The 25,101-nt window shown below is 42.5% G+C and carries 22 protein-coding genes; 18 read left to right on the forward strand and 4 right to left on the reverse strand.

Annotation, left to right across the window (positions count from 1 at the left end; genetic code table 11):
- Positions 1 to 27: 27 nt before the first annotated feature.
- Both prmC and HMPREF1154_RS01930 read right to left on the reverse strand, forming a co-directional pair.
- On the reverse strand, positions 28 to 876 hold the full coding sequence (gene prmC / locus HMPREF1154_RS01925) for a peptide chain release factor N(5)-glutamine methyltransferase (RefSeq protein WP_009640872.1): 849 nt from the start codon (positions 874 to 876) through the stop codon (positions 28 to 30).
- Complete coding sequence (locus HMPREF1154_RS01930) at positions 873 to 5,255, reverse strand: translocation/assembly module TamB domain-containing protein (RefSeq protein ID WP_198004466.1); 4,383 nt, start codon at positions 5,253 to 5,255, stop codon at positions 873 to 875. Before HMPREF1154_RS01930 ends, prmC begins: the two co-directional genes overlap by 4 nt.
- A gap of 159 nt (positions 5,256 to 5,414) precedes the next feature.
- Here HMPREF1154_RS01930 and HMPREF1154_RS01935 point away from each other — a divergent pair, with 159 nt between their 5' ends.
- The 12 genes from HMPREF1154_RS01935 (at position 5,415) to HMPREF1154_RS01990 (ending at position 16,702) form a co-directional block, all read left to right on the forward strand.
- The gene (locus tag HMPREF1154_RS01935) at positions 5,415 to 5,963 is read left to right on the forward strand and encodes a hypothetical protein (protein ID WP_034566708.1); all 549 of its coding nucleotides are present in this window, start codon (positions 5,415 to 5,417) and stop codon (positions 5,961 to 5,963) included.
- A gap of 122 nt (positions 5,964 to 6,085) precedes the next feature.
- Positions 6,086 to 7,111: a tRNA (adenosine(37)-N6)-threonylcarbamoyltransferase complex transferase subunit TsaD gene (gene tsaD / locus HMPREF1154_RS01940; protein ID WP_009640816.1), complete on the forward strand. Its 1,026-nt coding sequence runs from the start codon at positions 6,086 to 6,088 to the stop codon at positions 7,109 to 7,111.
- Between the two features lie 60 nt (positions 7,112 to 7,171).
- The gene (gene bshA, locus HMPREF1154_RS01945; protein WP_009640891.1) at positions 7,172 to 8,296 is read left to right on the forward strand and encodes an N-acetyl-alpha-D-glucosaminyl L-malate synthase BshA; all 1,125 of its coding nucleotides are present in this window, start codon (positions 7,172 to 7,174) and stop codon (positions 8,294 to 8,296) included.
- Positions 8,297 to 8,391: 95 nt separating this feature from the next.
- A complete protein-coding gene (locus tag HMPREF1154_RS01950) occupies positions 8,392 to 8,805 on the forward strand; it encodes a hypothetical protein (RefSeq protein ID WP_009640861.1) in 414 nt (137 codons plus the stop codon).
- Between the two features lie 186 nt (positions 8,806 to 8,991).
- Positions 8,992 to 9,528, forward strand: coding sequence for a c-type cytochrome (locus HMPREF1154_RS01955; protein WP_009640863.1), 537 nt, complete (start codon positions 8,992 to 8,994; stop codon positions 9,526 to 9,528).
- Between the two features lie 83 nt (positions 9,529 to 9,611).
- Complete coding sequence (gene nosZ, locus HMPREF1154_RS01960) at positions 9,612 to 11,582, forward strand: Sec-dependent nitrous-oxide reductase (protein WP_009640866.1); 1,971 nt, start codon at positions 9,612 to 9,614, stop codon at positions 11,580 to 11,582.
- 59 nt (positions 11,583 to 11,641) lie between these two features.
- Complete coding sequence (locus HMPREF1154_RS01965) at positions 11,642 to 12,259, forward strand: hypothetical protein (RefSeq protein ID WP_009640829.1); 618 nt, start codon at positions 11,642 to 11,644, stop codon at positions 12,257 to 12,259.
- A 112-nt stretch (positions 12,260 to 12,371) separates the two neighbouring features.
- Entirely contained in the window at positions 12,372 to 12,839 is a 468-nt protein-coding gene (locus HMPREF1154_RS01970; protein WP_009640762.1) for a nitrous oxide reductase accessory protein NosL, read from the forward strand.
- Between the two features lie 21 nt (positions 12,840 to 12,860).
- Positions 12,861 to 14,105: a nitrous oxide reductase family maturation protein NosD gene (locus tag HMPREF1154_RS01975; RefSeq protein WP_232211959.1), complete on the forward strand. Its 1,245-nt coding sequence runs from the start codon at positions 12,861 to 12,863 to the stop codon at positions 14,103 to 14,105.
- Between the two features lie 29 nt (positions 14,106 to 14,134).
- Positions 14,135 to 14,845, forward strand: a complete 711-nt coding sequence (locus HMPREF1154_RS01980; protein WP_009640789.1) for an ABC transporter ATP-binding protein — start codon at positions 14,135 to 14,137, stop codon at positions 14,843 to 14,845.
- The gene (locus HMPREF1154_RS01985) at positions 14,838 to 15,620 is read left to right on the forward strand and encodes an ABC transporter permease (RefSeq protein ID WP_009640825.1); all 783 of its coding nucleotides are present in this window, start codon (positions 14,838 to 14,840) and stop codon (positions 15,618 to 15,620) included. Before HMPREF1154_RS01980 ends, HMPREF1154_RS01985 begins: the two co-directional genes overlap by 8 nt.
- 113 nt (positions 15,621 to 15,733) lie before the next feature.
- Complete coding sequence (locus tag HMPREF1154_RS01990; RefSeq protein WP_009640848.1) at positions 15,734 to 16,702, forward strand: hydrogen peroxide-inducible genes activator; 969 nt, start codon at positions 15,734 to 15,736, stop codon at positions 16,700 to 16,702.
- Between the two features lie 49 nt (positions 16,703 to 16,751).
- Here the strand turns inward: HMPREF1154_RS01990 and HMPREF1154_RS01995 are convergent, their stop codons facing one another.
- Positions 16,752 to 17,639 carry a Ppx/GppA phosphatase family protein gene (locus HMPREF1154_RS01995; protein WP_009640774.1) on the reverse strand — a complete coding sequence of 296 codons (888 nt, stop codon included), beginning with the start codon at positions 17,637 to 17,639 and terminating at the stop codon, positions 16,752 to 16,754.
- 136 nt (positions 17,640 to 17,775) lie between these two features.
- A complete protein-coding gene (gene hemB, locus HMPREF1154_RS02000; protein ID WP_009640868.1) occupies positions 17,776 to 18,762 on the reverse strand; it encodes a porphobilinogen synthase in 987 nt (328 codons plus the stop codon).
- A gap of 245 nt (positions 18,763 to 19,007) precedes the next feature.
- Here hemB and HMPREF1154_RS02005 point away from each other — a divergent pair, with 245 nt between their 5' ends.
- From HMPREF1154_RS02005 to HMPREF1154_RS02030, 6 genes are all read left to right on the forward strand, one after another.
- On the forward strand, positions 19,008 to 19,703 hold the full coding sequence (locus tag HMPREF1154_RS02005; RefSeq protein ID WP_009640886.1) for a porin family protein: 696 nt from the start codon (positions 19,008 to 19,010) through the stop codon (positions 19,701 to 19,703).
- A gap of 64 nt (positions 19,704 to 19,767) precedes the next feature.
- Positions 19,768 to 20,142 (forward strand): large conductance mechanosensitive channel protein MscL, encoded by a 375-nt coding sequence (gene mscL / locus HMPREF1154_RS02010; RefSeq protein WP_009640844.1) that lies wholly within the window; start codon positions 19,768 to 19,770, stop codon positions 20,140 to 20,142.
- Between the two features lie 208 nt (positions 20,143 to 20,350).
- Positions 20,351 to 21,361 carry a ferrochelatase gene (gene hemH, locus HMPREF1154_RS02015; protein ID WP_009640752.1) on the forward strand — a complete coding sequence of 337 codons (1,011 nt, stop codon included), beginning with the start codon at positions 20,351 to 20,353 and terminating at the stop codon, positions 21,359 to 21,361.
- 308 nt (positions 21,362 to 21,669) lie between these two features.
- On the forward strand, positions 21,670 to 23,760 hold the full coding sequence (locus HMPREF1154_RS02020; RefSeq protein WP_009640843.1) for a leucine-rich repeat domain-containing protein: 2,091 nt from the start codon (positions 21,670 to 21,672) through the stop codon (positions 23,758 to 23,760).
- Positions 23,761 to 23,950: 190 nt separating this feature from the next.
- A complete protein-coding gene (locus tag HMPREF1154_RS02025; RefSeq protein ID WP_009640873.1) occupies positions 23,951 to 24,238 on the forward strand; it encodes a DUF493 domain-containing protein in 288 nt (95 codons plus the stop codon).
- Positions 24,239 to 24,290: 52 nt separating this feature from the next.
- On the forward strand, positions 24,291 to 25,055 hold the full coding sequence (locus HMPREF1154_RS02030; protein WP_009640800.1) for an SH3 domain-containing protein: 765 nt from the start codon (positions 24,291 to 24,293) through the stop codon (positions 25,053 to 25,055).
- The last annotated feature ends 46 nt before the right edge of the window (positions 25,056 to 25,101 follow it).

Here is a 25,101-nt window from a genome sequence, read left to right on the forward strand (position 1 = left end):
AAAAGTAAAAAGTAATGACGAATCGGTTCATCTATCAGCCAGTTGACTCATTGTCATTCTGTCATTTCCGTTAAGATCCTTTCTTAGTTCGGTGTAAAATCCTTTTTGCTGGAGCATTTGGCACATCGGATCACCTAAATATTGGTTGATTTCAAAGAACAACCTCCCCTGTGGAGCAAGGTTGTGGGTAGCTATAGTTGCTATTTTGTCATAAAATAACAAGGGATTGTCATCGGGGACAAAAAGCGCTAAAGCGGGTTCATGTTCCAGCACATTGGGGTGTATCTCTCGCTTCTCTTGCTCTCGCACATAAGGAGGGTTGGAGACGATGATATCAAAGTAAGCTGCTAAGTCCCCCACCTGTAGTATGTCCTGCTGTATAAGCTCTATGACGGCTTTGTTACGCTTGGCATTGGTACGGGCTACCTGTAGGGCTTCCCCGCTTATGTCCATAGCTGTTACCTTGGCACGGGGCAGATGCTTCTTCAGCGCAATAGCGATAGCCCCACTACCTGTACCTATATCCAAGATACGCAGATTTTCTTGTCTGGCATAAGTGGTAAGAATCCAATCCACCAGCTCCTCGGTCTCTTGGCGAGGAATCAGCACGCGCTCATCTACATAGAGATCTAAACCGAAGAAAAAGGCTTTCTGATAGATATATTGTATAGGAATATTACGCGCAAGCTGCTCACATACGGCCTTGAGTTCAAGGGTTTTCTCATGAGGAATCTCTTGATCATTGTGCATCATGGCCGTGATGGCACTCACCCCTAAGGTCTCTTCTAGGATGATACGCAATAACCCTTCCCGTTCGGGCAAATCATAGTTGGAAATCTCCCTGATGAAGGACGCCCTAAAGTTGCCTATAGTCATTTCTTGTTTTTTGCTTTAGCGAAAATATCACGGATAAGCTCCCTGAAGGTATCAAAATCCACCTTATAGGTCAGTCCAACACCTTGGGAATAGTCTATTTTGTCCATAAGGTACTGCTGGAGTTCGTTCTCGCGGTTAAAGATCTTAGCACTCAATCGGCCGTCCTTGGTCAAGAGGAATTGGAGTTCAAAGTCCCCTGCCACAGCCGTTTGGGTAACCCCTCCGACGGGAATCCCCAATTTACCATTGAAGAAGATCCTATCGGTTACTTGAGTGGATACGGTAATTCCCAAGCGGTCGGAGCTATTGTATGCCCTATTAGGGGTAGCTGTACCACTCTCATAGCTTACCCCTAAGTTGAGTTTGTCATCATCACTGGAGAGCAATTGGTTAAAGATTCCTGCGGCTGTCTCCAGTACGTTATAAGAAAGCATCTTTTCCCCAGCAGTAGCGTCGCTCAAAAAGCTACCCTGTGCCAGTAGGGAGAAGGCCTGGAGCTGTTTCTTATCATTATCCTCCAAGTGGTAGTTCAATTCGGAAACCAAGCTCGGACTACTATCGGGGAACTTGATATCAAAGACCGTCTGAGGGTGCGCCAAGTCTCCCTGTAGGTTGATAAGCACTTGGGTCTGTATCTTTCGGTTAAGGTTGGTCTGCAAGAGCGTAGAGGGATTGACATAGAGGTTATAAGCCGCCCTGAGGTTCTGCAAGGTAGCCCCCATAGGATCTCCGTTCCAAGAGATAGAGCCGTTAGGCAACACCTTGAATTTCTTATCTATCAGTCCTTCATACTTAAAGTTATATTCGCCAGAGGTAGTGATAAAGTCCCCCCACATATTGAATTTTCCTGTAGTGTTAATCTCCAACAATAAGGTACCTGCCCCACGCCCTATAAGGCTAGAGTTGTTCTTAGGATCCACAATGATCTCCACCTCGGCCGAAGGAAGCACATCCACCTCAAAGTTCATTTCAAGCCCCTGATAGGTCTTGGTTATCAACTGTTTTTTGCGTTGTTTTTCCTTGGAAATGAAGGTGATAAAGGAATCATCGCCCACGGTCTGGGTATCACTCAGCGGGATTTTAAACTTCGTTCCCTCTCCTGTTACAGCATTGACCCCTATGGTAAGGTCATCTAATGAACCTTTGATACTGGCCTTTCCTATAATAAATCCCGTACCGTAGAAGAGGTCATTGTCCTTAGGCCCTGTATTGAGTGCTAAGAAGCGCTTGCCTTTGGTGTCAAAATGAAGATCTATGTACCAGTCCGACAGACTACGATAACCCGCTCCTCCACTGAGATAGACCTTTGTCTTATAAGCCGTATCGGTAAGAGGAGTTTCCTTGATAGTAAATCGGTTATCCTTCAGTCCTATATGCAACACATCATCGGCTTCCAGATCTATATTTAGGTAAGGTACGCCCACACCTGCTTTGGACACGGCAAAATCACCTTCTATCTGGGGTTTGGTCAAAAGTCCCGTTACCTTGGCTTGTCCTGTCAGTGCTCCATGTAGGTTAGAGAGTATATCCTGAGTAAAAGGTGCAAAAGGCGCCAAGTTGAGTTCAGTGATATAGCTCTGTAAGTCTAAATATGTCTTGTTATCCTTGAGGAAGATTTTTCCATAGAGCTGAAGCCCCTCCCCTAAGAGGTTGAAGAACTCCAAACTGGCCTTGAAGGAAGAAAGACTCTCATCACCTACGATACTGGCCTGTAAATCCCCTAAGTCGTATTTGTTCAATACCAATTGCTTAAGGCTCAAGTCGGCTGTAGGATAGTACTTTTCCTTCTGCTGCACTAAGGACAGATGGCCGTTGAGCTGTCCACCTACACTGAGGTTGTCCATAGTGGGGATAATCTTATCAATATCCACCTTGTCAAAAACCAAATGTAGGTCTTTGTAGTTGTTTTCCTTAGCCATTCTTCCATTGACAGAGATGGATTCCTCTCCATGACGGAGAGAAATAGGACGTATCTGCAACGAATCCATCTTGCGGTTAATCACCACTTTGTTCTCCCTATCCTTATCTATCTTCCACTCATTGCCCTTGAAGAGGATATACGAAGAAGGCTTAATGCCCACTTCCGACTCACGTCTTGGGTTAATGGTATGGTAGAACCTAAGGTTATAATCGTCCTCGGAGTTATGCCCTCCCTTGAACTCTGTCTGGAAAAAGAGCGTATCATTCACAGAAGTATTGACCATATTGAACTCCTCTATCTTGTAATAAGGGTTCTGGACGCTGGATATTTGCACCAGCGACCTATAGGTTGGGTTCTTCTTGTCATACTCCAGATTGACCCCACGCAGCGAATAGTCTGAGATATTGATATAGGGCGAACGGAAATTGAGCTTAAAATCATGTTCGTCCCCTACCAATTTTCCTCGAATAAAGGTATTTGGAGCAAAAGAGAGTTCTGGTAAGAATAGTTCGATAATCTTGTTGTAGATCTTAAAATCAAAAGTCAAGTACTGTCCTTGCATCACCTTGAAAGGCTTATAGTTTTCAAATCCATAAGCAAGGGTATTGACCAAGACCTGACCTATTTGGGCAAACTTGAACTCTCCTTGTATCTTACCCGAAATAATATCGGTAGACTCTAGAGTAATGGTACGCAGGCTAGTAGTGTCCTTCTGTATATTGATCGCAAAATCGGCAAAGTTGTAGGTCTGGTCATTCTTTTGGTAAGATGCATTCTTGAGCAGTACTCGCCCCACCATATTGTCTAAGCTATTGCCTGTGATATCTAGGTCTATATTCCCCTTCACCTTGGCAATAGAGTCTTTTTGTATAAATCCCAAAGCCTTGAGGTCTATATACTTCATCTCTCCTGAGAGCGTATAATTGGAGCGCTGAGAAGAAGTAATATCGGCCATACCTTTGAAATCCATCTGAAGGTTATCGTCGCCTATGGAAGCGGTTGCCCTAATTTTCTTTTGGAAATATTCTGCATCGAGCTTTATATCCTTGTATAGATAGTTGTTATAGAGTGCCGAATGTACCTGTCCATGCAAGGAGAGCTTATCCAACTTATTAAAATCCAACCCCTTACCCACAAATTGCAGACTTGCCGAAATATCCCCTAGGTCTGTAATTTTAAAGAGTTCTCCCACCTTCAGCTGGTAGGTATCCAGCTTGCCCTTGTAAGTTGCCTCCGCTAGGTCTTTCAGGTTATAGAATGAGCCACTGAGGATAAAGTCGCCCCGCTGGGTAAAGACATCGGCATCTATAAGCAAGTCGCGGGTAGTGTAGGTCAGTTCCGCCTGCCCCTCAAAGAGTCCAAAGTAGCGCAAATCCTCTGGGAGGCTCTCCCCTAATACCTTGGGCATGAGTGCAGCAATATCCCCATAGGAAGAAGAAAAGTGCGGGAAATTCCCCCAAAAGACAAAGTCTTTTTCAGGAGAAAAAGCATTCTTAAGTAATATTCCTTCTCCCTCTATAGCCGTACTCTCATGGTACAGATGTATATCCTTGATAGAAAGATTATTAAGTGTTCCCGAAAGCTCACCTTCGGCCTCTAGGGTCTTTTCCATGGCAAAACCATTATAGAATCCATTGAGGTCATTGGTACTAATAAGCGAGTTTCTCAGGGTCGCCTTGAGCGTTACTTTGTTCAAGAAATCTTCATAACTTCCCTCATAGGGAGCAAAACTTAGGTCGGCATCTATGGTAGAAAAAGGTGTCTTAAGCAGTGTTTTATCTATAGAGATCAGTGTATCGGCATAGTGGAAATTAGTAGAAAGATCATCTACTTTGAGATGCTTGCCATAGAGCAGTGAGCCGTGCTTCATCTGTAGCTTGACATCGGAATCCACAATCTCGAAATCGGAAATCTGCCCAGCAATCCCCTCTACCTCCACTAGTATAGGACTTTCGCCTGCGATAGTATTGAAATCACACACACGGAAGTAACCATTCTTAAGCCTTATAGTATTGGCTCTCATGATAAAAGGCTCTTTACTGGGCGGCTCTCCACTATCAAAACGAGAGACAAACACGTCCAAGTTGGACAAGGTATCCCCCTTATAGGTCTTCATATCCATCATAAGTCCATCGGCCTCTATATTGGAGAAGATAAGATTGCCGTTCATCACCGCCTTGAGATCCAGCAAAGGGGTACGTATCTCATGCGCTGCAATAAGGGTGTCCTGATGGTGATCACGGATAAGCACTCCGTCCAATCCCACCATACCCGTAAGGCTTATAGATACACGTTCCACCTGAATATCTACCTTGTAATCCTCATTGATACGCTGCATTACCCAAGCGGCCAACTTAGTCTGTACCGCAGGTAACATCAGTAGTAAAAGTGTGAATATCAGTATATAAATAAAAGTCTTGAGAACTATCTTGACTATACGAAAGATTTTGTATGCCACCTTTTGCTCTTTTTTTGTCTTCTTCCTCTCTGGCAAGAAGATAGTACGAAATTTGGCACAAAAGTACAACAAAAAATGATTCATTTGTCTTTCAAAAAGAAAAAAATAACAATTATTTTTCTTATCTTTGCCCCCATCAAAAACATAAACAATTATTTTATGAAGAAAATTTTGTTCTCCACTTTGGCGTTATGCTTAGGCCATATTGGCTTTGCCCAAAGGGGCATCTACCATGAGGATCAGTTGTCTTTTGGGAGTAACTTTCTAAAAAATGAATGGGCTATGCGACAAATCAACTTAGACTTGGGCATAGGCTATCGCTTTTCTGAGAAATTCCGCTTAGGCTTTATTGTAGAATTTGGTCATATTGCTTTCCATGATGAGCGCAACAAGAAAGCACGCTCCTTTAGCACAGGCTTTGGGCTTAATGGTAATTTCAGGTTTTATACCAGCGAGAAAATAGCCTTACATTCCCAAACCCACCTACTTATAGGCGGCCCCGATAAGGACGCCCTTGCCGATTGGGGCTTCTTCAGAGCAGGCACAGAGGTACAGACTTATTTCCTTTCCTTAGCCAGCGAACGAACCAAGCCTTATATCTCCTTAGGAGTCAATGCCATCTATGGACTTTATGAGAAGAATAGTATAGAGATAGAGCGCTCTTTCCTTATGCCTCATATCGGGATCGGGATTGTGACACTGTTCTAATTCTTTGAGAATTATAGGCTTTAGGGTTATAGGAATATAGGGTTGTAACTAAAACCCTATATTTCTATAACCCTTTAATTCTTATTTTTTGTATCTTTGCCTTCTGAAAACAAGCCTCTCTTATGCAGACAGATATACCTTATATATTAGCTATAGAATCCTCTTGCGATGACACCTCGGCAGCGGTTATGCTGGGCGATAAAGTCCTCTCCAATGTCATTGCCAGCCAAAAGATACACGAGGAATATGGCGGAGTAGTGCCTGAGTTGGCCTCCCGTGCCCACCAGCAGAACATTATTCCTGTGGTGCATCAGGCCTTGCAGCGCGCAGGAGTGGCTAAGGAGCAACTCTCGGCCATCGGCTTTACCCGTGGGCCAGGGCTACAAGGCTCCCTACTGGTGGGCGTATCTTTCGCTAAGTCCTTGGCGCTCTCTTTGGGGATTCCTCTAGTGGAAGTCAATCACTTGCAGGGGCATATCCTCTCCCACTTTATTAACGAAGGCCAGAGCAAACCCTCCTTTCCCTTTTTGGCCATGACCATAAGCGGCGGACATACCCAAATCCTTCGTGTGAACGATTACTTTTCTATGGAAGTGCTAGGGGAAACCCAAGATGATGCCACAGGAGAGGCCTTTGACAAGACAGCCAAGCTATTAGGACTCCCCTACCCAGGAGGCCCACTCATTGACCAATATGCCCAGCAGGGTAATCCACATGCTTTTGCCTTCCCTATTCCAAAAGTAGAGGGGCTGAATTTCAGTTTCTCAGGACTAAAAACGGCGGTGCTCTATTTTATCCAAAAACAGGAAAAGGACGATCCCAATTTTGTCCCCACCCACATGGCCGACATCTGTGCCTCGGTACAATATACCATTATTGAAATCCTCATGCGCAAGCTCAAGAAGGCAGTAACTGAGACAGGTATCCGCCAAGTGGCCATAGGTGGTGGCGTCTGCGCCAACTCTGGTCTGAGGAAAACGCTCCAGCAATACGCTCAAAAATACCACTGGGAGGTCTTCCTCCCCCAGTTCCAATACTGTACCGACAATGCCGCTATGATCGGTATTGCCGCCTATTTCAAATATTTACAAAAAGACTTTGCCGATATGCACGTAACGGCACAAGCCAGATACAGTTTTAGTGACTAATGACAAGTGACTAATGACAAGTGACTAATGACTAATGACTAATGACTAACAACTATAAAAATGAACATCGCTATTGTTTGTTATTCCACTTTTGGTGGAAGTGGGGTGGTTGCCACTGAGTTGGGGGTCGCCCTTGCCCAAAAAGGCTATCAGATACACTTTATTACCTACGGACAGCCTGTAAGGCTCTCTGCTTTCCATAAGAATATCCACTTACATCAGGTGTATGTGGAGGAATACCCTTTGTTCCGCTATCAGCCCTACGAACTGGCTCTCTCAAGCAAGATGGTGGAGGTAGTAAGGGAGTACAATATAGATATTATCCACGCCCACTACGCCATTCCTCATGCTTATACAGCCTACATGGCCAAGCAAATCCTAGAAAAAGAAGGCTTGGACGTGAAGATTATCACCACCCTACACGGCACCGATATTACCCTGGTGGGTAACCACCCTTATTACAAGACGGCTGTCAATTTCAGCATCAATGCCTCCGATGCCGTAACGGCTGTCTCCCATAGCCTAAGGGAGATGACCTACGAACTCTTTGATGTGCAGAAACATATCAATGTCATTCCCAATTTTATCAATATAGAAAAGAAAAAGCAGCACCCAAAGACCTGCCACCGAGAAATGCTGGCCAACCCCGATGAGGTAATCCTCACTCATGTGAGCAACTTCCGCAAGGTCAAAAGAGCCTGCGATGTGGTGCGCGTCTTCCACAAAGTACTCCAGCACAAGAAAGCACGACTGATCATGGTTGGCGATGGCCCTGATAGGGAAAACGCCCAAGCCCTCGCCCACGACTTGGAAATACAGAACTATGTCAATTTCCTAGGTAACTACTTAGATGTCAATGATATTCTCTGTTCTAGCGACCTATTCCTGCTCCCTTCGGAGTCCGAGAGCTTTGGCCTAGCTGCCCTTGAGGCCATGGCCGAGGGGGTACCCGTTATTTCCAGCAATGCAGGGGGTATTCCTGAGGTGAATAAGCAGGGCGTATCAGGCTTCCTCAGCCCTGTGGGCGATATAGAGGACATGGCTCGCAATGCCCTCGTGATTCTACGCGATAAGGAAACCCTTGCCAAGTTTAAGGCACAAGCCTTTGCAGAGGCCTCCCTCTTTGATGAGACGAAGATCATACCTATGTACGAGGCAGTCTATAAATTAGTAATGAGTGAATAATAAATAATAAAAGTTAAAACAATATTAAACAAAACCGCTTCTACGTATTTTATTCTTATATTTGCATTTGAATAATATCAAAAAAACCAATTCTTATGACAGGTATCGAAATACAACAAGCACTCAATGATCTTTGTGAAGATGTGAAAAACAAATTATCAGGTTTTCGTTTTTGTGGTATCCTCAAATCTTCTGATAGTACCATTATAGCAAGGAGTTATTCATTTGATTCACAGTTAGAAACAGCCAACAACGTAGCTCCTCTCTTTGGTACTATTGTAGATCAAGTAAAGCATGTGGTTGCCTTATGTGCTGCTGCTGGAGTTACCGAAACCCATAGTATTCTTATAGAGACAAACAAGGCTACTTTTGTTGTTGGAATTTCTAACAAGGGAAAGTTTTTTATTGTGATTGTCTTGGAAAGAGACAAAGCCAATATAGGTATTGCCAGATCGCTCATAGAAAGAAGCCGTCCGCTTGCTACAATATTGGACGAACAACTTGCCTAAAAAATCTTGCAAAAGCTTCACAGCACAGATTAGGCTATGCCGGATCTGTGCTTTTTGTTCTTTTTACCTCGTTCACAACTACATCGTACTGAGTTTTGACTACCACTATAAAAAAAAGGATTTAATTATGTGGTTTTAAAAAAAAATTCGTATCTTTGTGCCATAAAATACTAAATATAAATTTTAATGAAATCGCTAAAACTAACACTCTCTGTATTGGCTGTTACAGCACTTGTAAGCTGTAATGGTGGCTCAGGAAATGGACAAAACAACGCTTCTGATAATGCCACAACCTCCAACACAACAACTGAAGCTCCTGCCGCAACCCCTGCTGCACCAGCTGAAACACCCGCTGCCCCTGCAGGCGGTGCCAATGTTGATTTAAGCAATAAGGGTATAGGACCTGTAAAGACAGTAAACCCACCTCTTGCAGCTACTCCTGATCAAGCACTTGCTGAAAAAGGTAAAGAACTCTTCAAGCTCAACTGTACTGCTTGCCACAAGCCTACTAAGAAATTCATAGGCCCTGCACCTAAAGGTATCTTGGAAAGACGTGCTCCTGAATGGGTATTGAACATGATTCTTAACCCAGAAGGTATGATTGCTCAAGACCCTATCGCTAAGCAACTCTTAGCTGAGGCCAACGGAGCTCCTATGGCGAACCAACACCTCACTGAGGAACAAGCCAGAGCTATCCTAGAGTACTTCCGTACGATAGAATAAGACCTAAAGACTGCTTAAGCAAAGCCTTAGGCAGTCTTTGTAATCCCTCAAGGATATATATATTTTTTAAATAAATTGTTTTTATGAAGACAAGCAAATTGTTATCTTTGGCAGTTGCTGGTGCTTTTCTTGCCAGTTGTGGAAATGGCAACAATAGCAATAGCAATAAGTCTGGAGCTATGGGAGCTTCAGATGCTGCCTCTAGGGTGTATGTAGCACCAGGAGAGTACGATGAGTATTATGCTTTCCTTTCAGGTGGTTTCAGTGGTCAGCTTGCCACTTATGGACTTCCTTCAGGACGACTCCTCAAAGTAATCCCTGTGTTCTCACAAGACCCTGAAAAGGCGTATGGTTACAATGAAGAAACCAAACCCCTTTTGCAAACTACCCACGGATTCATTCCTTGGGATGACACTCACCACCCCGACCTTTCTCAAACTAACGGAGAAGTGGACGGCCGCTGGATCTTTATCAATGCGAATAACACCCCTCGTGTAGCGCGTATCAGCCTTAAGACTTTCGAAACAGAAGAAATCTTAGAGCTTCCTAACGCAGCAGGTAACCACTCTTCTACCTTTGTTACCGAAAATACTGAGTATATCGTAGGGGGAACTCGTTTCTCTGTGCCTATTCCTCAAGAGGATGTTGCTATTAAGGATTACAAAGGCAAATTCAAAGGGGTAATCTCTTTCGTAAAAATCAATCCTGATTCAGGTGCTATGAACCTTGAGTTCCAAATCCTTATGCCAGGGTTCAACTACGACTTAGCACACTCTGGTAAAGGTAAATCTCACGGATGGGTATTCTTCACCACTTACAACACTGAGGAAGCTAACACCCTCTTGGAAGTAGAAGCTTCTCAGAACGATTATGACTACATCGCTGCCATCAACTGGAAAGTGGCTGAGGACTATATCAAACAAGGTAAATTTACCGAAATGAAAGCGCCTCACTACCACAATACCTACAGTGATGAAACACACACCGGTAAGAGTGAAGTAGTAGAAACTGTAAAAATCCTTGATGCTTCTCAGCTCCCAGGACTCGTTTACCTACTTCCTACTCCAAAATCTCCTCACGGAGTGGATGTTGACCCAACTGGGGAATACATCATCGGTAACGGAAAACTTTCTTCTGATCTTACTGTACACTCTTTCACTAAGATGCTAAAAGCTATTGAAAATAAAGCTTTTGATGGTGAAAAATATGGTATCCCAACTATCAAAATGGATGATGTAGTAGCTGGTGTAGTAAAAAGTACAGGTCTTGGCCCATTGCATACCGAGTTTGACGACAAAGGTAATGCCTACACTACTTTCTTTATCTCTTCTGAAGTTATCAAATGGAAAGTGGGTACTTGGGAAGTATTGGACAGAAAGCCAACTTACTATGCTCCTGGACACCTTATGATCCCTGGTGGAGACTCTCGTAAGCCTTTCGGTAAATATCTCGTTGCGATGAACAAGATTACCAAAGACCGTTTCCTCCCTACCGGTCCTGAGCTTTGCCAATCTGCACAGTTGTTCGATATCTCTGGTGACAAAATGGAACTCCTTCTTGACTTCCCAACTATCGGAGAGCCTCACTATGCACAAGCTATTCCAGCTTCAAAAGTTAAAGATCAACAACTTAAGATCTATTCACTTAAGGATAACCACCACCCTTACGTAACTCGTACCGATGCTGACGCTAAGGTGGTAAGAGATGGTAACAACGTACACGTATATATGACTTGTATCCGTAGCCACTTCTCTCCTGACAACATAGAAGGTATCAAAGTAGGTGACACCGTATACTTCCACTTAACCAACGTAGAGCAAGACTGGGATATTCCTCACGGATTTGCTGTATTGGGTGCTCAAAATTCAGAACTACTTGTAATGCCTGGACAAACAGAAACCCTCGTTTGGAAACCTACCGAAGTAGGGGTATGGCCATTCTACTGTACTGACTTCTGTTCTGCCCTTCACCAAGAAATGCAAGGATACATTCGTGTATCTGCTGCTAACGCCAACACTCCGCTTAAGTGGAGCCTTGGTGGTGATGAAGAATAATCTACAACCAAAAAAAGGCTGGTACTCGTATCAGCCTTTTTTACAAAAATTTAATTGAAATGAAAGCACGAATCTTAATGGTAGTAGCTTCTCTTTTGCTACTTTTCCTATTCTTTTTCCCTATTTGGCACATCAAGCTTGATGCCCCTCAATATCCAGAAGGTATCAATATGTATATCTGGATCAACGACATTAATGGAAAGAGCAGCTTCTCTGCTCCAGAGGACGAACTTTCCATACACACTATTGAGAATGTGAACCTTCTCAACCACTATATAGGAATGAAACACATCCATGCAGAAAATTTCTGGGAGTTCAAGTACTTCCCTTGGATCATCGGTGGTATGCTTGTTCTTGGCTTACTTTTTGCCTTTGCTGGCAAAAGAATCCTCTACTTCGTTTGGGCTGCCATTATGGGAGTAGCTGGCGTATTGGGTATGTATGACTTCTATAAGTGGGAATATGACTATGGACATAACCTAAGCGACACCGCTCAGATCAAAATCCCAGGCATGGCTTACCAACCTCCTTTCTTTGGAGGTAAGGAGCTTTTGAACTTCTATGCAGAGTCCTATCCTGCAGGAGGTACTTATGCTATGGTTTTGGCGGCTGTGCTTGCCTTGGTTGCTTTCTTTGTTGCTAAAAAATGTAACAAATGCAATAAGTGTGCAGCATAATCATTCTAAAGAAAAATCATCTTGGCTTCAGGATTACTCCTCTAAGCTAAGATGATTTTTATTTTTCAATCAATTGATTTATAATATATTAACCTTAATTAATTTATTAAACATGAAAAAAGTATTCCTATTTTTGAGCCTTGCATTCCTTATGATTGCTTGTGCTCCCAAGGCCGAGCCTATTGATTATGGCAAGGAAGAGTGTTCTTTTTGCAAGATGACCATCGTAAGCCCTCAGTTCGCCTCAGAAGTGGTTACCCAAAAGTCCAAAGCCTTCAAGTACGATGCCATAGAGTGTATGCTCCAAGCCCCCCAAGAGGATAAGGTAGCCCTATACCTTGTGAGCGACTACTTACATGAAAACACCTTGATTGATGCTACTAAGGCCACTTATCTCATCTCTAAAGAGATACAAAGCCCTATGGGTGCCCACTTGGCCGCCTTTGCCTCAAAGGAAGATGCCCAAAAAATCCAAGCTGAAAAAGGAGGCGACCTCTACGACTGGCAAGGCATACAAGCTAAGTTCCAAGCGCATCAGCAGCCCGCACATGAGGATCATGGTAACATGCACGACCATTAATAGACTATCGCTATCAAACCTATGCTAAAAAAACTAATACCCCTTATTATTATGTGCTTTCCTCTCTTAGGGAAAGCACAATCCCTACAAGTATGCCCTCAGTGCCCTATAAGTACCATTGCTCAAGCTGTTGCTATTGCTAAGAAAGGTGATACTATTGAGGTACAAAAGGGTACATATCCGGAGAATAATATACTCCTTGACAAGCCCCTAACCCTTATTGGAAAAGGTATGCCCGTGATCAATGGCCAGTTCAAGGGAAGTATTCTCAAAATCCAGGCCGATAGCGTTACCATTAAGGGCTTTCGCCTGGCCAACGTTCCTTTCAAAGCTACAGAAGAACAAGCTGCTATACTCCTAGACAAATCCAAGAAATTCCTTATAGAGGATAATATCATGGATCAAGTATGCTTTGGCGTACTCCTGAGAAAGGGACGTGATGGCATCATAAGAAACAACAAGATTTCCTCCAACGCCAAGGAGCAGTACAACTCAGGAAATGCCATACACCTATGGAGCTGCAAAAATATAGAAATCATTGGTAATGAAGCGGCCAACTGCCGTGATGGTATCTATATACAATTCTCGTCCAAATCCTATATCGAGGGTAATTACTGCCATGGAAACCTACGCTATGGGCTACACTTCATGTTCTCCGACGACAACGAATACCACCGCAACAAATTTACTAAAAATGGGGCTGGTGCTGCCGTCATGTTCTCCAAACGGGTGAAAATGGTAGAAAACACCTTCCAAGACAACTGGGGACCTTCCTCCTATGGGTTATTGCTCAAGGAACTCTATGATTCCGAACTGGTAGGTAATACCTTCTATCGCAATACTATAGGTATCAATGGGGAAAATTGTACTCGTATGAAGTATAACGAAAATAACTTCACCGAAAACGGATGGGGGATTCGCATCCGTGGAGGGTGTTACCAAAATGATTTTTGGGATAATAATTTCTTCAACAATACCTTTGATGTAGCTTATGATAACAATGTGAATGACAACAAGTTTCGCAGCAACTACTGGAGCGACTATACAGGTTATGACCTGAATAAGGACGGAGTAGGCGATGTCCCTTACCGCCCTGTAAAGCTCTTTTCCTATATCAGCAACCGAACCCCTGAGAGTATTGTGTTGCTACGTAGTTTATTCATTGATATTATGAACTTCTCCGAGAAAGTAGCCCCTGTATTCACCCCCGAAAACCTTATCGATGAGACTCCTCGTATGGAGCCTTTCAAGAGAACAAAACAATAATATTTACCCCAACTAATACCTCTTCAATAATGATTGAATTTAAAGATGTCCATAAGAAATATGGCAAGTTAGAAGTGCTCAAAGGCGTGAGTTTCACCATCAAGGATGGAGGTATCTTCGCTATCTTAGGCCCTAATGGCTCTGGGAAAACTACCTCCATGAAGAGCTTCCTCGGTATGGTCATACCCACCAAAGGAGACATCTTCTTCAATGGCAAATCTATCAAAAACCAATGGGCTTATAGGGAACAAATTTCCTACTTGCCCCAAATAGCCAACTTCCCCAGCAACCTGAAAGTCAAGGAGCTTATCGCCATGATCAAGAACATCAAGAAGCTACCTTGCCATGACCAAGAGCTCATAGAACTCTTCGGGCTACAAAAGCACCTAAATAAGTCCTTGGGCAACCTCTCCGGAGGTACCAAACAGAAAGTGAATCTGGTACTAACCTTCATGGTAGATGTGCCTGTACTGGTCTTGGATGAGCCTACCTCTGGGCTTGACCCAATCGCCATCTTAGCCCTGAAGAAGCTCATCCTTCGCGAGAAGGAGAAAGGAAAAACCATCCTTATTACCTCCCATATTCTTAGCTTCATAGAGGAACTCTCCGACGAGATTCTCTTTATCTTAGAAGGAAATATCTACTTCAGGGGTACCCCTCAGCAACTGCTAGAGACCACCCAAAAGAACAATTTCCAAGAAGCTATTGCCGAACTATTAAAAAACGAAAAATATGATTAAGATTATACGATATACTTTCTTTGACCTTATCCGTAGTAGTTGGACGTATTTCTACTTGGGTTTTTACCTAATTCTAAGTAGTATACTGCTGTTTCTCAACCACGATATTTCCAAGTCAGTCATTACCCTGATGAATGTGATTATCATTCTTATCCCCTTGATTTCCACTATTTTCGGAGTGATGTATTACTACAATGCGCGGGAGTTCATAGAGCTACTATTGGCGCAACCTATCCCTAGAAAGCACATCTTCTTAGGGCAGTACTTAGGGATTTCCCTCTCCCTCTCTCTGAGCCTTATCATAGGGCTGGGGGTACCTTTCTTGCTCTATGGGCTGTTCCTCTCCCCGGATATATTCAACTTTATCATGCTGATTGTAACTGGGGTATTCCTTAGTTTTATCTTTGTAGGCTTTTCCTATCTCATTGGGCTTTATCATGAGAACAAGATCAAGGGCTTTAGCTTGGCCATCTTTATTTGGCTCTTTATGGCAGTGATTTTTGATGGTATCTTCCTGATTTCCTTTATGGTATTTCGCCAATATCCGCTAGACACCTTCTCCCTTGTGATGATCTTGGCCAATCCGATAGACCTCTCTCGTATCCTTATCCTCTTGAAGTTGGACATCTCCGCACTTATGGGCTACACCAGTGCCTTCTTTAAGTCCTTTTTCGGCTCTACCACAGGTATCGCTGCCTCTTTAGGCTCGCTCTGCCTATGGGTTTGTGCCATTATCTTTATGATACAGAGAAAGATAAAAAGGAAAGACTTTTAGTTAGTTTTGAGTTTTGAGTTGTAAGTTTTGAGTTTATAAGTAACTCAAAATTAAAAACTCAAAACTCAAAACTTTTTTGTATTTTTGCCCTCTAATTCCAAATCACTTATCTTATGACTATTGTTCAGTTCCAGTACATTTTGGCCGTTGCTCAATATAAGAATTTCAGTGTGGCTGCTGAGAAATGCTTTGTTACCCAACCTACTCTGAGTATGCAGGTACAGCGATTGGAGGAAGAGTTGGACGTACTGATCTTTGATCGTTCCAAAAAGCCTATACGTGTGACGGAGGTAGGAGAGAAAATCCTAAAACAAGCCGAGAGCATTGTCAACGAATCTGAGCGTATCAAGAGCATCATCGCCCAGCATAAGGGCTTTATCGGAGGGCGCTTCCGCTTAGGGATTATCCCTACAGTAGCTCCTACCTTGCTGCCTATGTTCTTGAACAATTTCACCAAGAAATACCCCAAGGTAGAACTACATGTGGAGGAGATGACCACCCGCGAGTGTGTCCGTGAACTTAGTGAAGGGAGCTTGGATGTGGCTATTGTGGCTACTCCCTTAGGGGAAAAGAACCTTGTGGAGCGCCCGTTATACGATGAGCCTTTCGTGGCTTATATCCCCAATGACCGATACCAACTCAAGGAAAAACAGAAAATAAAAGTCTCCGACCTCAGCCCCAAGGATATGCTCATGCTACAGGATGGGCACTGTTTCCGCGATAGCGTGCTGAATATCTGCCAAGAACTCAACAATCATGACAGACACAAGCAACCTATCCCTGTAGAGATCAAGAGTGGTAGCTTCGAGACCCTAATCCGCCTCTCCAACGAGGGTATGGGTATGACACTACTCCCCTACCTACATACACTCAATCTAGCTGAGAGCGAACAGAAGAACCTACACTACTTTGAGGAACCGTCTCCAGCACGCGAAATCAGCCTACTGTATCACAGAAATGAGCTAAAAATCAACATTATAAACGCTCTTTATGACGTCATCGCAGGCGTAGTCCGCGGGGCTATCACCTTTGATGACCTTAAGATCATAGACCCTATACTTAAGAGAAAAACTAAAAAATAGTGGTCAGTGGTCAGTGGTCAGAAACTGACTTCTGACTACTGATTTCTGACTACTGACTACTTAAATAGAGTTGCCTTACGATCCCGTCGGCCAGTCCCACTTTAGGGACGAGGATATGGTTGATTTTCGCCCATTTCATCGCCTTGATATAGATAGGCAGCGCCAAAGGAAGGATATCGGCACGGTCGGGGTTGAGTTCCAGATCACGGATACGCTGCTCATAGCTCATTTGGCTGATTTGCTCTAAGTAATTCTCCAAGAAGTGTCGGGTAAGCGGTTCATTCTTGAGCTTGCCTATGGATTTGGATATCTTATTGATATTTCCTCCTGAGCCTATGGCCTCCATTCCTTTAAGGTCTTTGGTATAGAGTCGAATCCAATCCTTGACCTTGTCCCATAGCTGTTGGTCTGCCTTGCCCTTGAGCAAGCGTACCCCCCCTATAGGGAATGATTTGGCCGCACGTACTGCCCCTTGTGTATATACGGTAAATTCTGTACTTCCCCCCCCTACATCTATATAGAGGTAGTTCTTATCATGCTGCAAGAGGCTGTGTAGGTCAGTGTTGGCAATAATAGCCGCCTCCTCTGCCCCATCTATTATCTCTATAACTACCCCCGTTTTTCGGGCTACTTCTTGGACAATCTCCGCCCCGTTGGTAGCCTCACGCATAGCTGAAGTAGCACAAGCGCGGTAAGCCTCCACTCCTTGTACCTTCATCAGTAAGCGATAGGCCTCCATGGCATCGGCAAGGCGTAAAGCATTCTCTGGGCTGATCTTCCCCTGCTCGAATACATCTGCCCCCAATCGAATAGGTACCCGCACTAAGCTACCCTTGGAAAAAATAGGCTCTTTGCCCTCTTCCTCTAATACATTGGCAATAAGTAAGCGTACCCCATTGGAGCCAATGTCTATACCTGCAAATTTACGTATATTCATATCTGTATCGGGTTAGTTTTACCCTGCAAAACTACAAAGATAATCTTACAAAAACAACTAAAAGCAGAAAAAAACCTTCTGTGGCTTTCACCACAGAAGGACATCTAAAAAAAATTAAGTAGAATGAAAAAGAAATTTATAGAAGTTTGACAACATCTTTAGCAAAATAAGAAGCAATCAAGTCCGCTCCCGCACGCTTAATAGCATAAATCTGCTCAAGCATAATGGCATCATGGTCTAACCAACCGCGCTGTGCAGCGGCCTTGATCATCGCATATTCACCTGATACTTGATATACAGAAACGGGTACTTGTACCGCATTTTTCACCTCGCGTACTATGTCTAGATATACAATCCCTGGTTTTACCATCACCATATCAGCACCTTCAGCCACATCCATAACTGCTTCCTTGAGCGCTTCTATACGGTTGGCATAATCCATTTGGTAAGTCTTCTTGTCCTTAGGAATATCCTCCATATCCACAGGGGCACTGTCCAAGGCATCGCGGAAAGGCCCATAGAGAGCAGAGGCATACTTGGCTGAATAGGCCATAATACCTGCATGCTTGAAGTTGTATTTGTCAAGGAACAAGCGAATTTCCTCTATACGGCCGTCCATCATATCGCTAGGGGCTACCCAATCGGCTCCTGCTTTTACATGCGAAAGACTCATTTGGGCAAGTACCGATACAGTCGCATCGTTCTCTACCACACCATTTTTGATAATCCCGTCATGTCCGTAGATAGAATAAGGGTCAAGGGCAACATCGGTCATTACCAGCATCTGGGGAGTTGCGTCCTTTACGGTCTTTATAGCACGCTGCATCAGTCCATCTGGATTGAGCGCCTCCGTTCCTTGGTTATCCTTGAGGTTATCAGGCACCTTTACAAAAAGTAGTACGGACTTGATACCCAAGTCCCATAGTTCTTTCACCTCTTTGGCCAATATATCCAAGCTATAGCGGTAATAATCAGGCATAGAGGGGATCTCTTCCTTTACCCCCTTACCTTCCACCACGAATAGCGGTACGATAAAGTCGTTAGGGGTTACTGTTGTTTCTCTCACTAAGGCACGTATGGTCTCATTGACACGTAGCCTACGATTTCTTCTAAGTATATTCACCTTTTTAATTGTTAATTATTAATTGTCAATGGTTAATGGTTAGTGGTTAGTGGTTAGTGATTAGTGATTAGTGGTTAGTCTATTAATTAAAACACTTTTCACTTTTCACTCTTCTCTTTTCACTTTTCACTTTTCACTTTTCACTCCTCTCTCTTCACTTCTACAAGTGCAAAGATACGTTTTTTCTGTTAAAAAAGAAACCTTATCTATTAGAAATTTGTACTTTTGCCTATAAAAAATAGTACATGCGGTTTTATATGCTTTGGATTGGTTGCCTGCTCTCTGTGGCAACCTATGCACAAACGGACTCCCTAGAGGTTGCCAATGAGATAGATACTCACTACCTTGAAGATCAATTTTACTTAGGGATAACCTATAACTGGCTCATTTCCAAACCTGATGATATCAAGCAACACAGTTTCTCACGAGGTCTTTTCGGAGGCTACCAGCGAGATATTCCCTTGAATAAAGCGCGGAATATAGGTTTGGCTGCTGGAGTCGGCCTTTCCTATCAGCTTACTTATATCAACCTCAAAGCCCAAGAAGGGAGTAATGGCTTATTGTATGACATCGTATCCATTGAGGACGAACATATCCAAAAGAATTATTACGAACAGTATGCCGTGGATTTCCCTATAGAGTTTCGCTGGCGTACCTCCACCCCCTATACCCATAAGTTCTGGCGTATCTATGCGGGGGTGAGGCCCTCCCTCATCTTCTCCTCTGGCTATAAGCTCAGCAGCGAATCCCAAAGCTATACACTCCACCCCGAAGTGCTCAAGGGCTTCCAGTGCAGCTTATATGCCGCCATAGGGCACAATACGTGGAATATATATGTACAGTACGGCCTACGCCCCCTCTTTAGGGATACCTATACCCAAAGTGGAACCTCTTTGCAGAGTTATCTACTCAATATTGGACTTATTTTCTATATTTTGTAAATTTTCTTTGTTATATCAAATAAATATTCTATTTTTGCCGCAGAATTTAAACAAATTGTTATTTATGGGATTTTTAAAAGAATTCAAAGAGTTTGCTGTAAAAGGCAATGTAGTTGATTTGGCTATAGGGGTTATCATTGGGGCTGCTTTTGGTGCCATTGTATCTTCCTTAGTAGCCGATGTGATCACGCCTCTACTACTTACCCCTGCGCTGAAAGCTGCTCAGGTGGATAAGCTCGACGCCCTTATCTGGAATGGCGTAGCCTATGGAAAATTTTTAGCGGCAGTAATTAACTTCTTATTTGTAGCCTTTGCACTATTTTTATTGGTTAAAGGCATCAATAGATTTAAGAAAAAAGAAGAGGAAGCGCCTGCTGCACCTGCTGGCCCTACTCAAGAGGAACTTCTCACTGAGATCAGAGATTTGTTAAAAAAATAGTTTTCCATTTTATTTATTGCTGAATATTGCCTCCTATTCTCTAGGGGGCAATTTCTTTTTGCTTATCCCCTGGTAGGTTTTCTTTTCTAACTTAACATAGGAATTATTTACAAGGCCTAAGGTAATAATTTTCACTATAGAAAAAATAAATAGAAGAAATAGGAAAAAATATAAAAAAGTACGTATATTTGTGGCAAATTTCAAACGAATGTCAAAAGGTGTTCTTTTGGTCAATTTGGGCTCACCTAATTCCACGGCTGTCAAGGACGTACGTGCCTATTTGGATGAGTTCCTGATGGATCCACGGGTGATAGATTTGCCTTACTTAAGCCGTGCTTTGCTAGTCAAAGGCATCATCTTACGTACCCGACCTAAAAAATCAGCTGCTGCTTACCAGAAAATATGGACTAAAGAGGGTTCGCCCCTTATTATCCATACCCGCAACCTTACTCAAAAAGTACAAACACAGCTTACAATCCCTGTTGAGATGGCCATGCGTTATGGAAAACCCTCGATTGCTGAAGCAATCAAGGCGCTTTCTCAAAAGGGCGTAACAGAAATCCTATTGGTGCCCCTTTACCCACAATACGCTATGTCCACTACCGAGACCATTTCGGTATTAGCACATAAAATCATCAAGAAAAAATATCCTCATATCACCCTTTCAGAGCTACCTCCTTTCTATAATAAGCCTGAGTATATCGAGGTATTGGCTAACTCTATCAAGCAGTACTATAAGGAGGGCGAATACCTACTTTTTTCCTACCATGGGATTCCCGAAAGGCATATCTATAAGTCCGATGTAACCCGTGAGCATTGCCAGATCAACGATATTTGCTGCAATACACTCTCCCCTGCGCATCAGTACTGCTATAGGCACCAGTGCTATGCGCTAACTCAATCCATTGCCAATACCTTACAACTGCCCCAAGGTAGCTATGGTACTTCCTTTCAGTCCCGCTTAGGGCGTGATCCTTGGTTGCAACCCTATACCGATGCTACCTTAGAACAACTCGCCCAAAAAGGGGTGAAGAAATTAGCCATTGTAACACCTGCCTTTGTAGCCGACTGCCTGGAAACTCTTGAGGAGATTGCCATGGAAGGCAAAGAGACCTTCTTAGCACACGGAGGGGAAAGTTATAACTGCATCCCTTGCCTAAATGATCGTGATGATTGGTCTAAAACCCTTGCTGATTGGATTAAAAAATGGCAAAAATAATAGGGTTATTAACAAAGAATCACCAATTGTGCATAATTTCTCTTGAAAGGGGGCTTTACCCCCTATTTTCTTAATAAAAACCCACGTATGTATGTCATAATAAGTGTATTTTGTTAAAGAGATCTTTATATATACTTTATAAAACGGTTAATAACATAGTTGATAAACCCATTTTTCAAGAACTTTTCATGCTGATAGAGAGAGACTATTTGGTAGGTTATAAAAAAATTCTTACTTTTGCCCCATGTAAAAAAACCTAATTAAGACAAAAAAATGATTATTGTAATGTTAAGCAAAACTAATTAATTATGAGAAAAAAATTACACACACTATTAGCGTTATCGTTACTCTCGGCAGCAACCCTTGCCGTGAGTTGTAATAAGGACAACAAAGACCCTGATTTTGGTAATGGAGGAGTAACACCAGAGAGTACTGTCTCTGAAGGAACTGACTTTCCTGATGATACAACTAACAAGTATTATTACAACAAGACCTCTAAGACTCTTTTTGAAGTGAAAAATGGCGTCTATATTGCTAAACGTTCGCTAAAAGACTATCAAACAGGAAGCAAAATTTATTATGCAGCTGAGCAGGCTTCTAATTCTTTTGGAAATGATAAAGATTTTTTTGTCAACACCACCACTGGAGAGGTGTATCAAAAGAAAAATGGCGCTTGGACAGCAGTAGATGATGAAGTCTATATCCGAGATCCCAAGTTTAAGGCAGCACTGCTTGCTACAGGAGACAATGGAGGAACTATAGATAAAAATGGAGATGGGAAGATAAGTATTAGTGAGGTAAATCAAGTTGTAGCCCTTAGAGTACCGAGTGCTGGCATTACCTCTTTGGATGGAATAGAACTTTTCAAAAATATAACCCTTTTGGAGGCAAAAGAAAACCAGCTCACAACAGTGCACTTAGAATCCCTTACCAAACTTAAACAAATAGACCTTACAGGTAACCAGCTTAAGGGAGTATTGGATTTTAAGAAGCTCGTGGAATTGGAACCCGCCAATACCAAGATATTCAGAGGAGGAAGCAATTCAGCAGTACAGAAAGTAGAAGTGATCTCTGAATCGGTAGCTAATGCACTGAATAATTCAGAAGGAACTAATAAGTATACTGCAGGAGAGGTAAGTGCATATATAGATTTTGACCCTGTGGTATTAGGTATACTTACAGCTAATAGTTCAATAGACGCAAATAGTGATGGTAAGATAACTGTCAGGGAAGCTGAGCGATATGAAGGGGCAATAGATATAACCAATGCAGATGTAAAGTCCTTGAAAGGATTAGAGAACTTTAAGAATATTTCTGTTTTGAAGGTTTCTGCTCCAGAGGGAAGTACCTTGACCTTGACAGACAAGAAATTCTCTTTAGCGAATCTTACTAAGCTTACTACTCTTGAAGTTCACAGAACCAATTTAGAGGAGTTGCAAATAAATAACCTTCCTGAGCTTAAAGCTTTGTACTCTAATGGAGGCACTCTAAAAACAGTTTCTATCACCCAAACGCCTAAGCTCGAAACACTCTTTTTGGAAAGAAACAACCTTACTAGCATTCCTGCTACTTTCTTTGTTGGACTTAATAAGCTAAAGGCGCTCAATCTCATGGGAAATGATATCTCAGGAGATATTAATCTTACTCCTATAGAAACTTCATTGGTGGGAGATGTTGCTAATAACATCCAAATTATGAAAGTGTGTAGAACTTGTGCAAGTCGCCGTAACAATGTGGGAGTAACAAATATTTATGTAAAGAGTACTGCAGAGGCTACTGCCCTCAATTCTGCTGATGGCACAGTGGTGTATAAATCTAATACAAATGATACAGATAATACAGTCATAAATATTGCAGACTCTAGATTAAGATCTTTAGTGTCTGGTATTCTTAGAAGAATTGACTGGACAACTTATAATCGTCGCCCAGTAGATGGCCCTTATACTCAATCTGATATAGATAAAATCACCACTCTCGAAATAGATAATAACGTTACCAATCTTGCTGGTTTAGAATACTTTAGAAAGCTAAAAAAACTTACTCTCTATCCTAAAGGACCTACCAATATTGATGTTACAGGATTATCGTCTCTTGAAGAACTAGAAATAACTGGAGGAACTATACAAACTGTTACAGGAGCAAGCAATGCTCTTAAGAAGGTCTCCCTAACAAAAGCAGAAAAGCTAACTAAATTAGATTTGACAAGAGTTAGTAGTATTGAGACTATAGATATAGTAGAACAGTCTACAAATCCAGGTCACATAGAATGTATTGCCTTACCAGCAAATAAAGTAGTAGCTATCAAAGAAGCTCTCTATGTTAAAAAAGAGAATGGTACTATAGATAATGATAAAACAACACTCTATAAATCAAAAGTACAATCAACTCCATGTAATTAGGTTTTGGACATTACATATCTTTTTGAAAAGTGCTCCCCAAAAGGGAGCCTTTTCTCTTTGAGGGAAAAGTAAAACCTGTGAGTGCTCACAGCTGGGTGTGGCTCAAAAGTGACAAATTGGGTGTGAGATGCTTTTGGCATACTTTTTGCGGCAAAGCAAACTAATCACTAACGACTAATACCTAACAAAAATGACAAATCAAGAAGTAGAAGAATTTTACACGAAACTAAAATCAGAACTAGAAAAAACCACCGTATTTCCTGCCGAATACCTATATAAATTTATTCTCCCTTCAGGGGAAGAAAAAAGAGCAGCTATAAGAGCCGTGTTTGCTGGCACTACCGCCTCTATAGAAGAAAAACCTTCTTCTACAGGGAAATATACCGCCTACTCCATACGCCTTAAAGTTCAAGATCCTGATCAGGTCATCGCCTACTATAAGGAAGCTGGAAAAATAGAAGGAATCATCTCTCTATAATAAAGTAAAAAGTAAACGGTAAAAAGTAAAAACTTTACCTTTCCCCTAAATTATGAAGTACCTATTATATTTTTTACCCTTTATCCTTTACCTTTTTCCCTATGAAGGTAAGGCGCAGCTTAGCAATGAAGAGCTTTTCGCACAGGCAGGAAGTGCCTATAATCGTGGAGACTATCAGATAGCCATCGACAACTATCAGCGTATCCTCTCCAAAGGGAAGGCATCTGCCAGTTTGTACTACAACTTGGCCAATGCCTACTACAAGCAGGAGGAGATAGCTCATAGTATCTATTACTATGAAAAAGCCTTGCAACTTGCCCCTGAGGATAAGGCCATACAAACCAATCTAAAGTATGCCCAGCAAATGGCCTTGGACGAGATTGTTCCCCTACCTCAGATGTGGTCACAGAAAGTCGTGGCCACTCTTAGCCGCTGGAACTCTCCCAATGGTTGGGGGTTATGGGCTGTGGGTAGCATGTGCCTATTTGTTGGCTTTTTCTTCTGTTATTATTTCCTTGGGAAGATTATTTACAAGCGCCTTTTCTTTACCCTAATGCTAGTTGCTTTAGTTGTTTCGGTAGGTAGTTTCTTTTTAGGTAGAACAGTAAACAAATATACGGGAGCCAATCATTATGCGATACTTTTTGATAAGGAAGTACGCCTCTATGAGCAACCCAATACCTATAGTAAGGAAGTTTTTGCCCTACACGAAGGTACCAAAGTAGAAGTCTTAGACCAAGTCCAAGAATGGTACAAACTCAAAGCAGCCGATGGCCGTACGGGCTGGGCAAAAAAACATGGGGTGAAAAAACTTTAAATTAATGACTAATGACAAGTGACTAGTGACTAATCCTAATATGGTA

This window comes from Capnocytophaga sp. CM59, from assembly GCF_000293175.1.
GTDB classification, from domain to species: domain Bacteria; phylum Bacteroidota; class Bacteroidia; order Flavobacteriales; family Flavobacteriaceae; genus Capnocytophaga; species Capnocytophaga granulosa.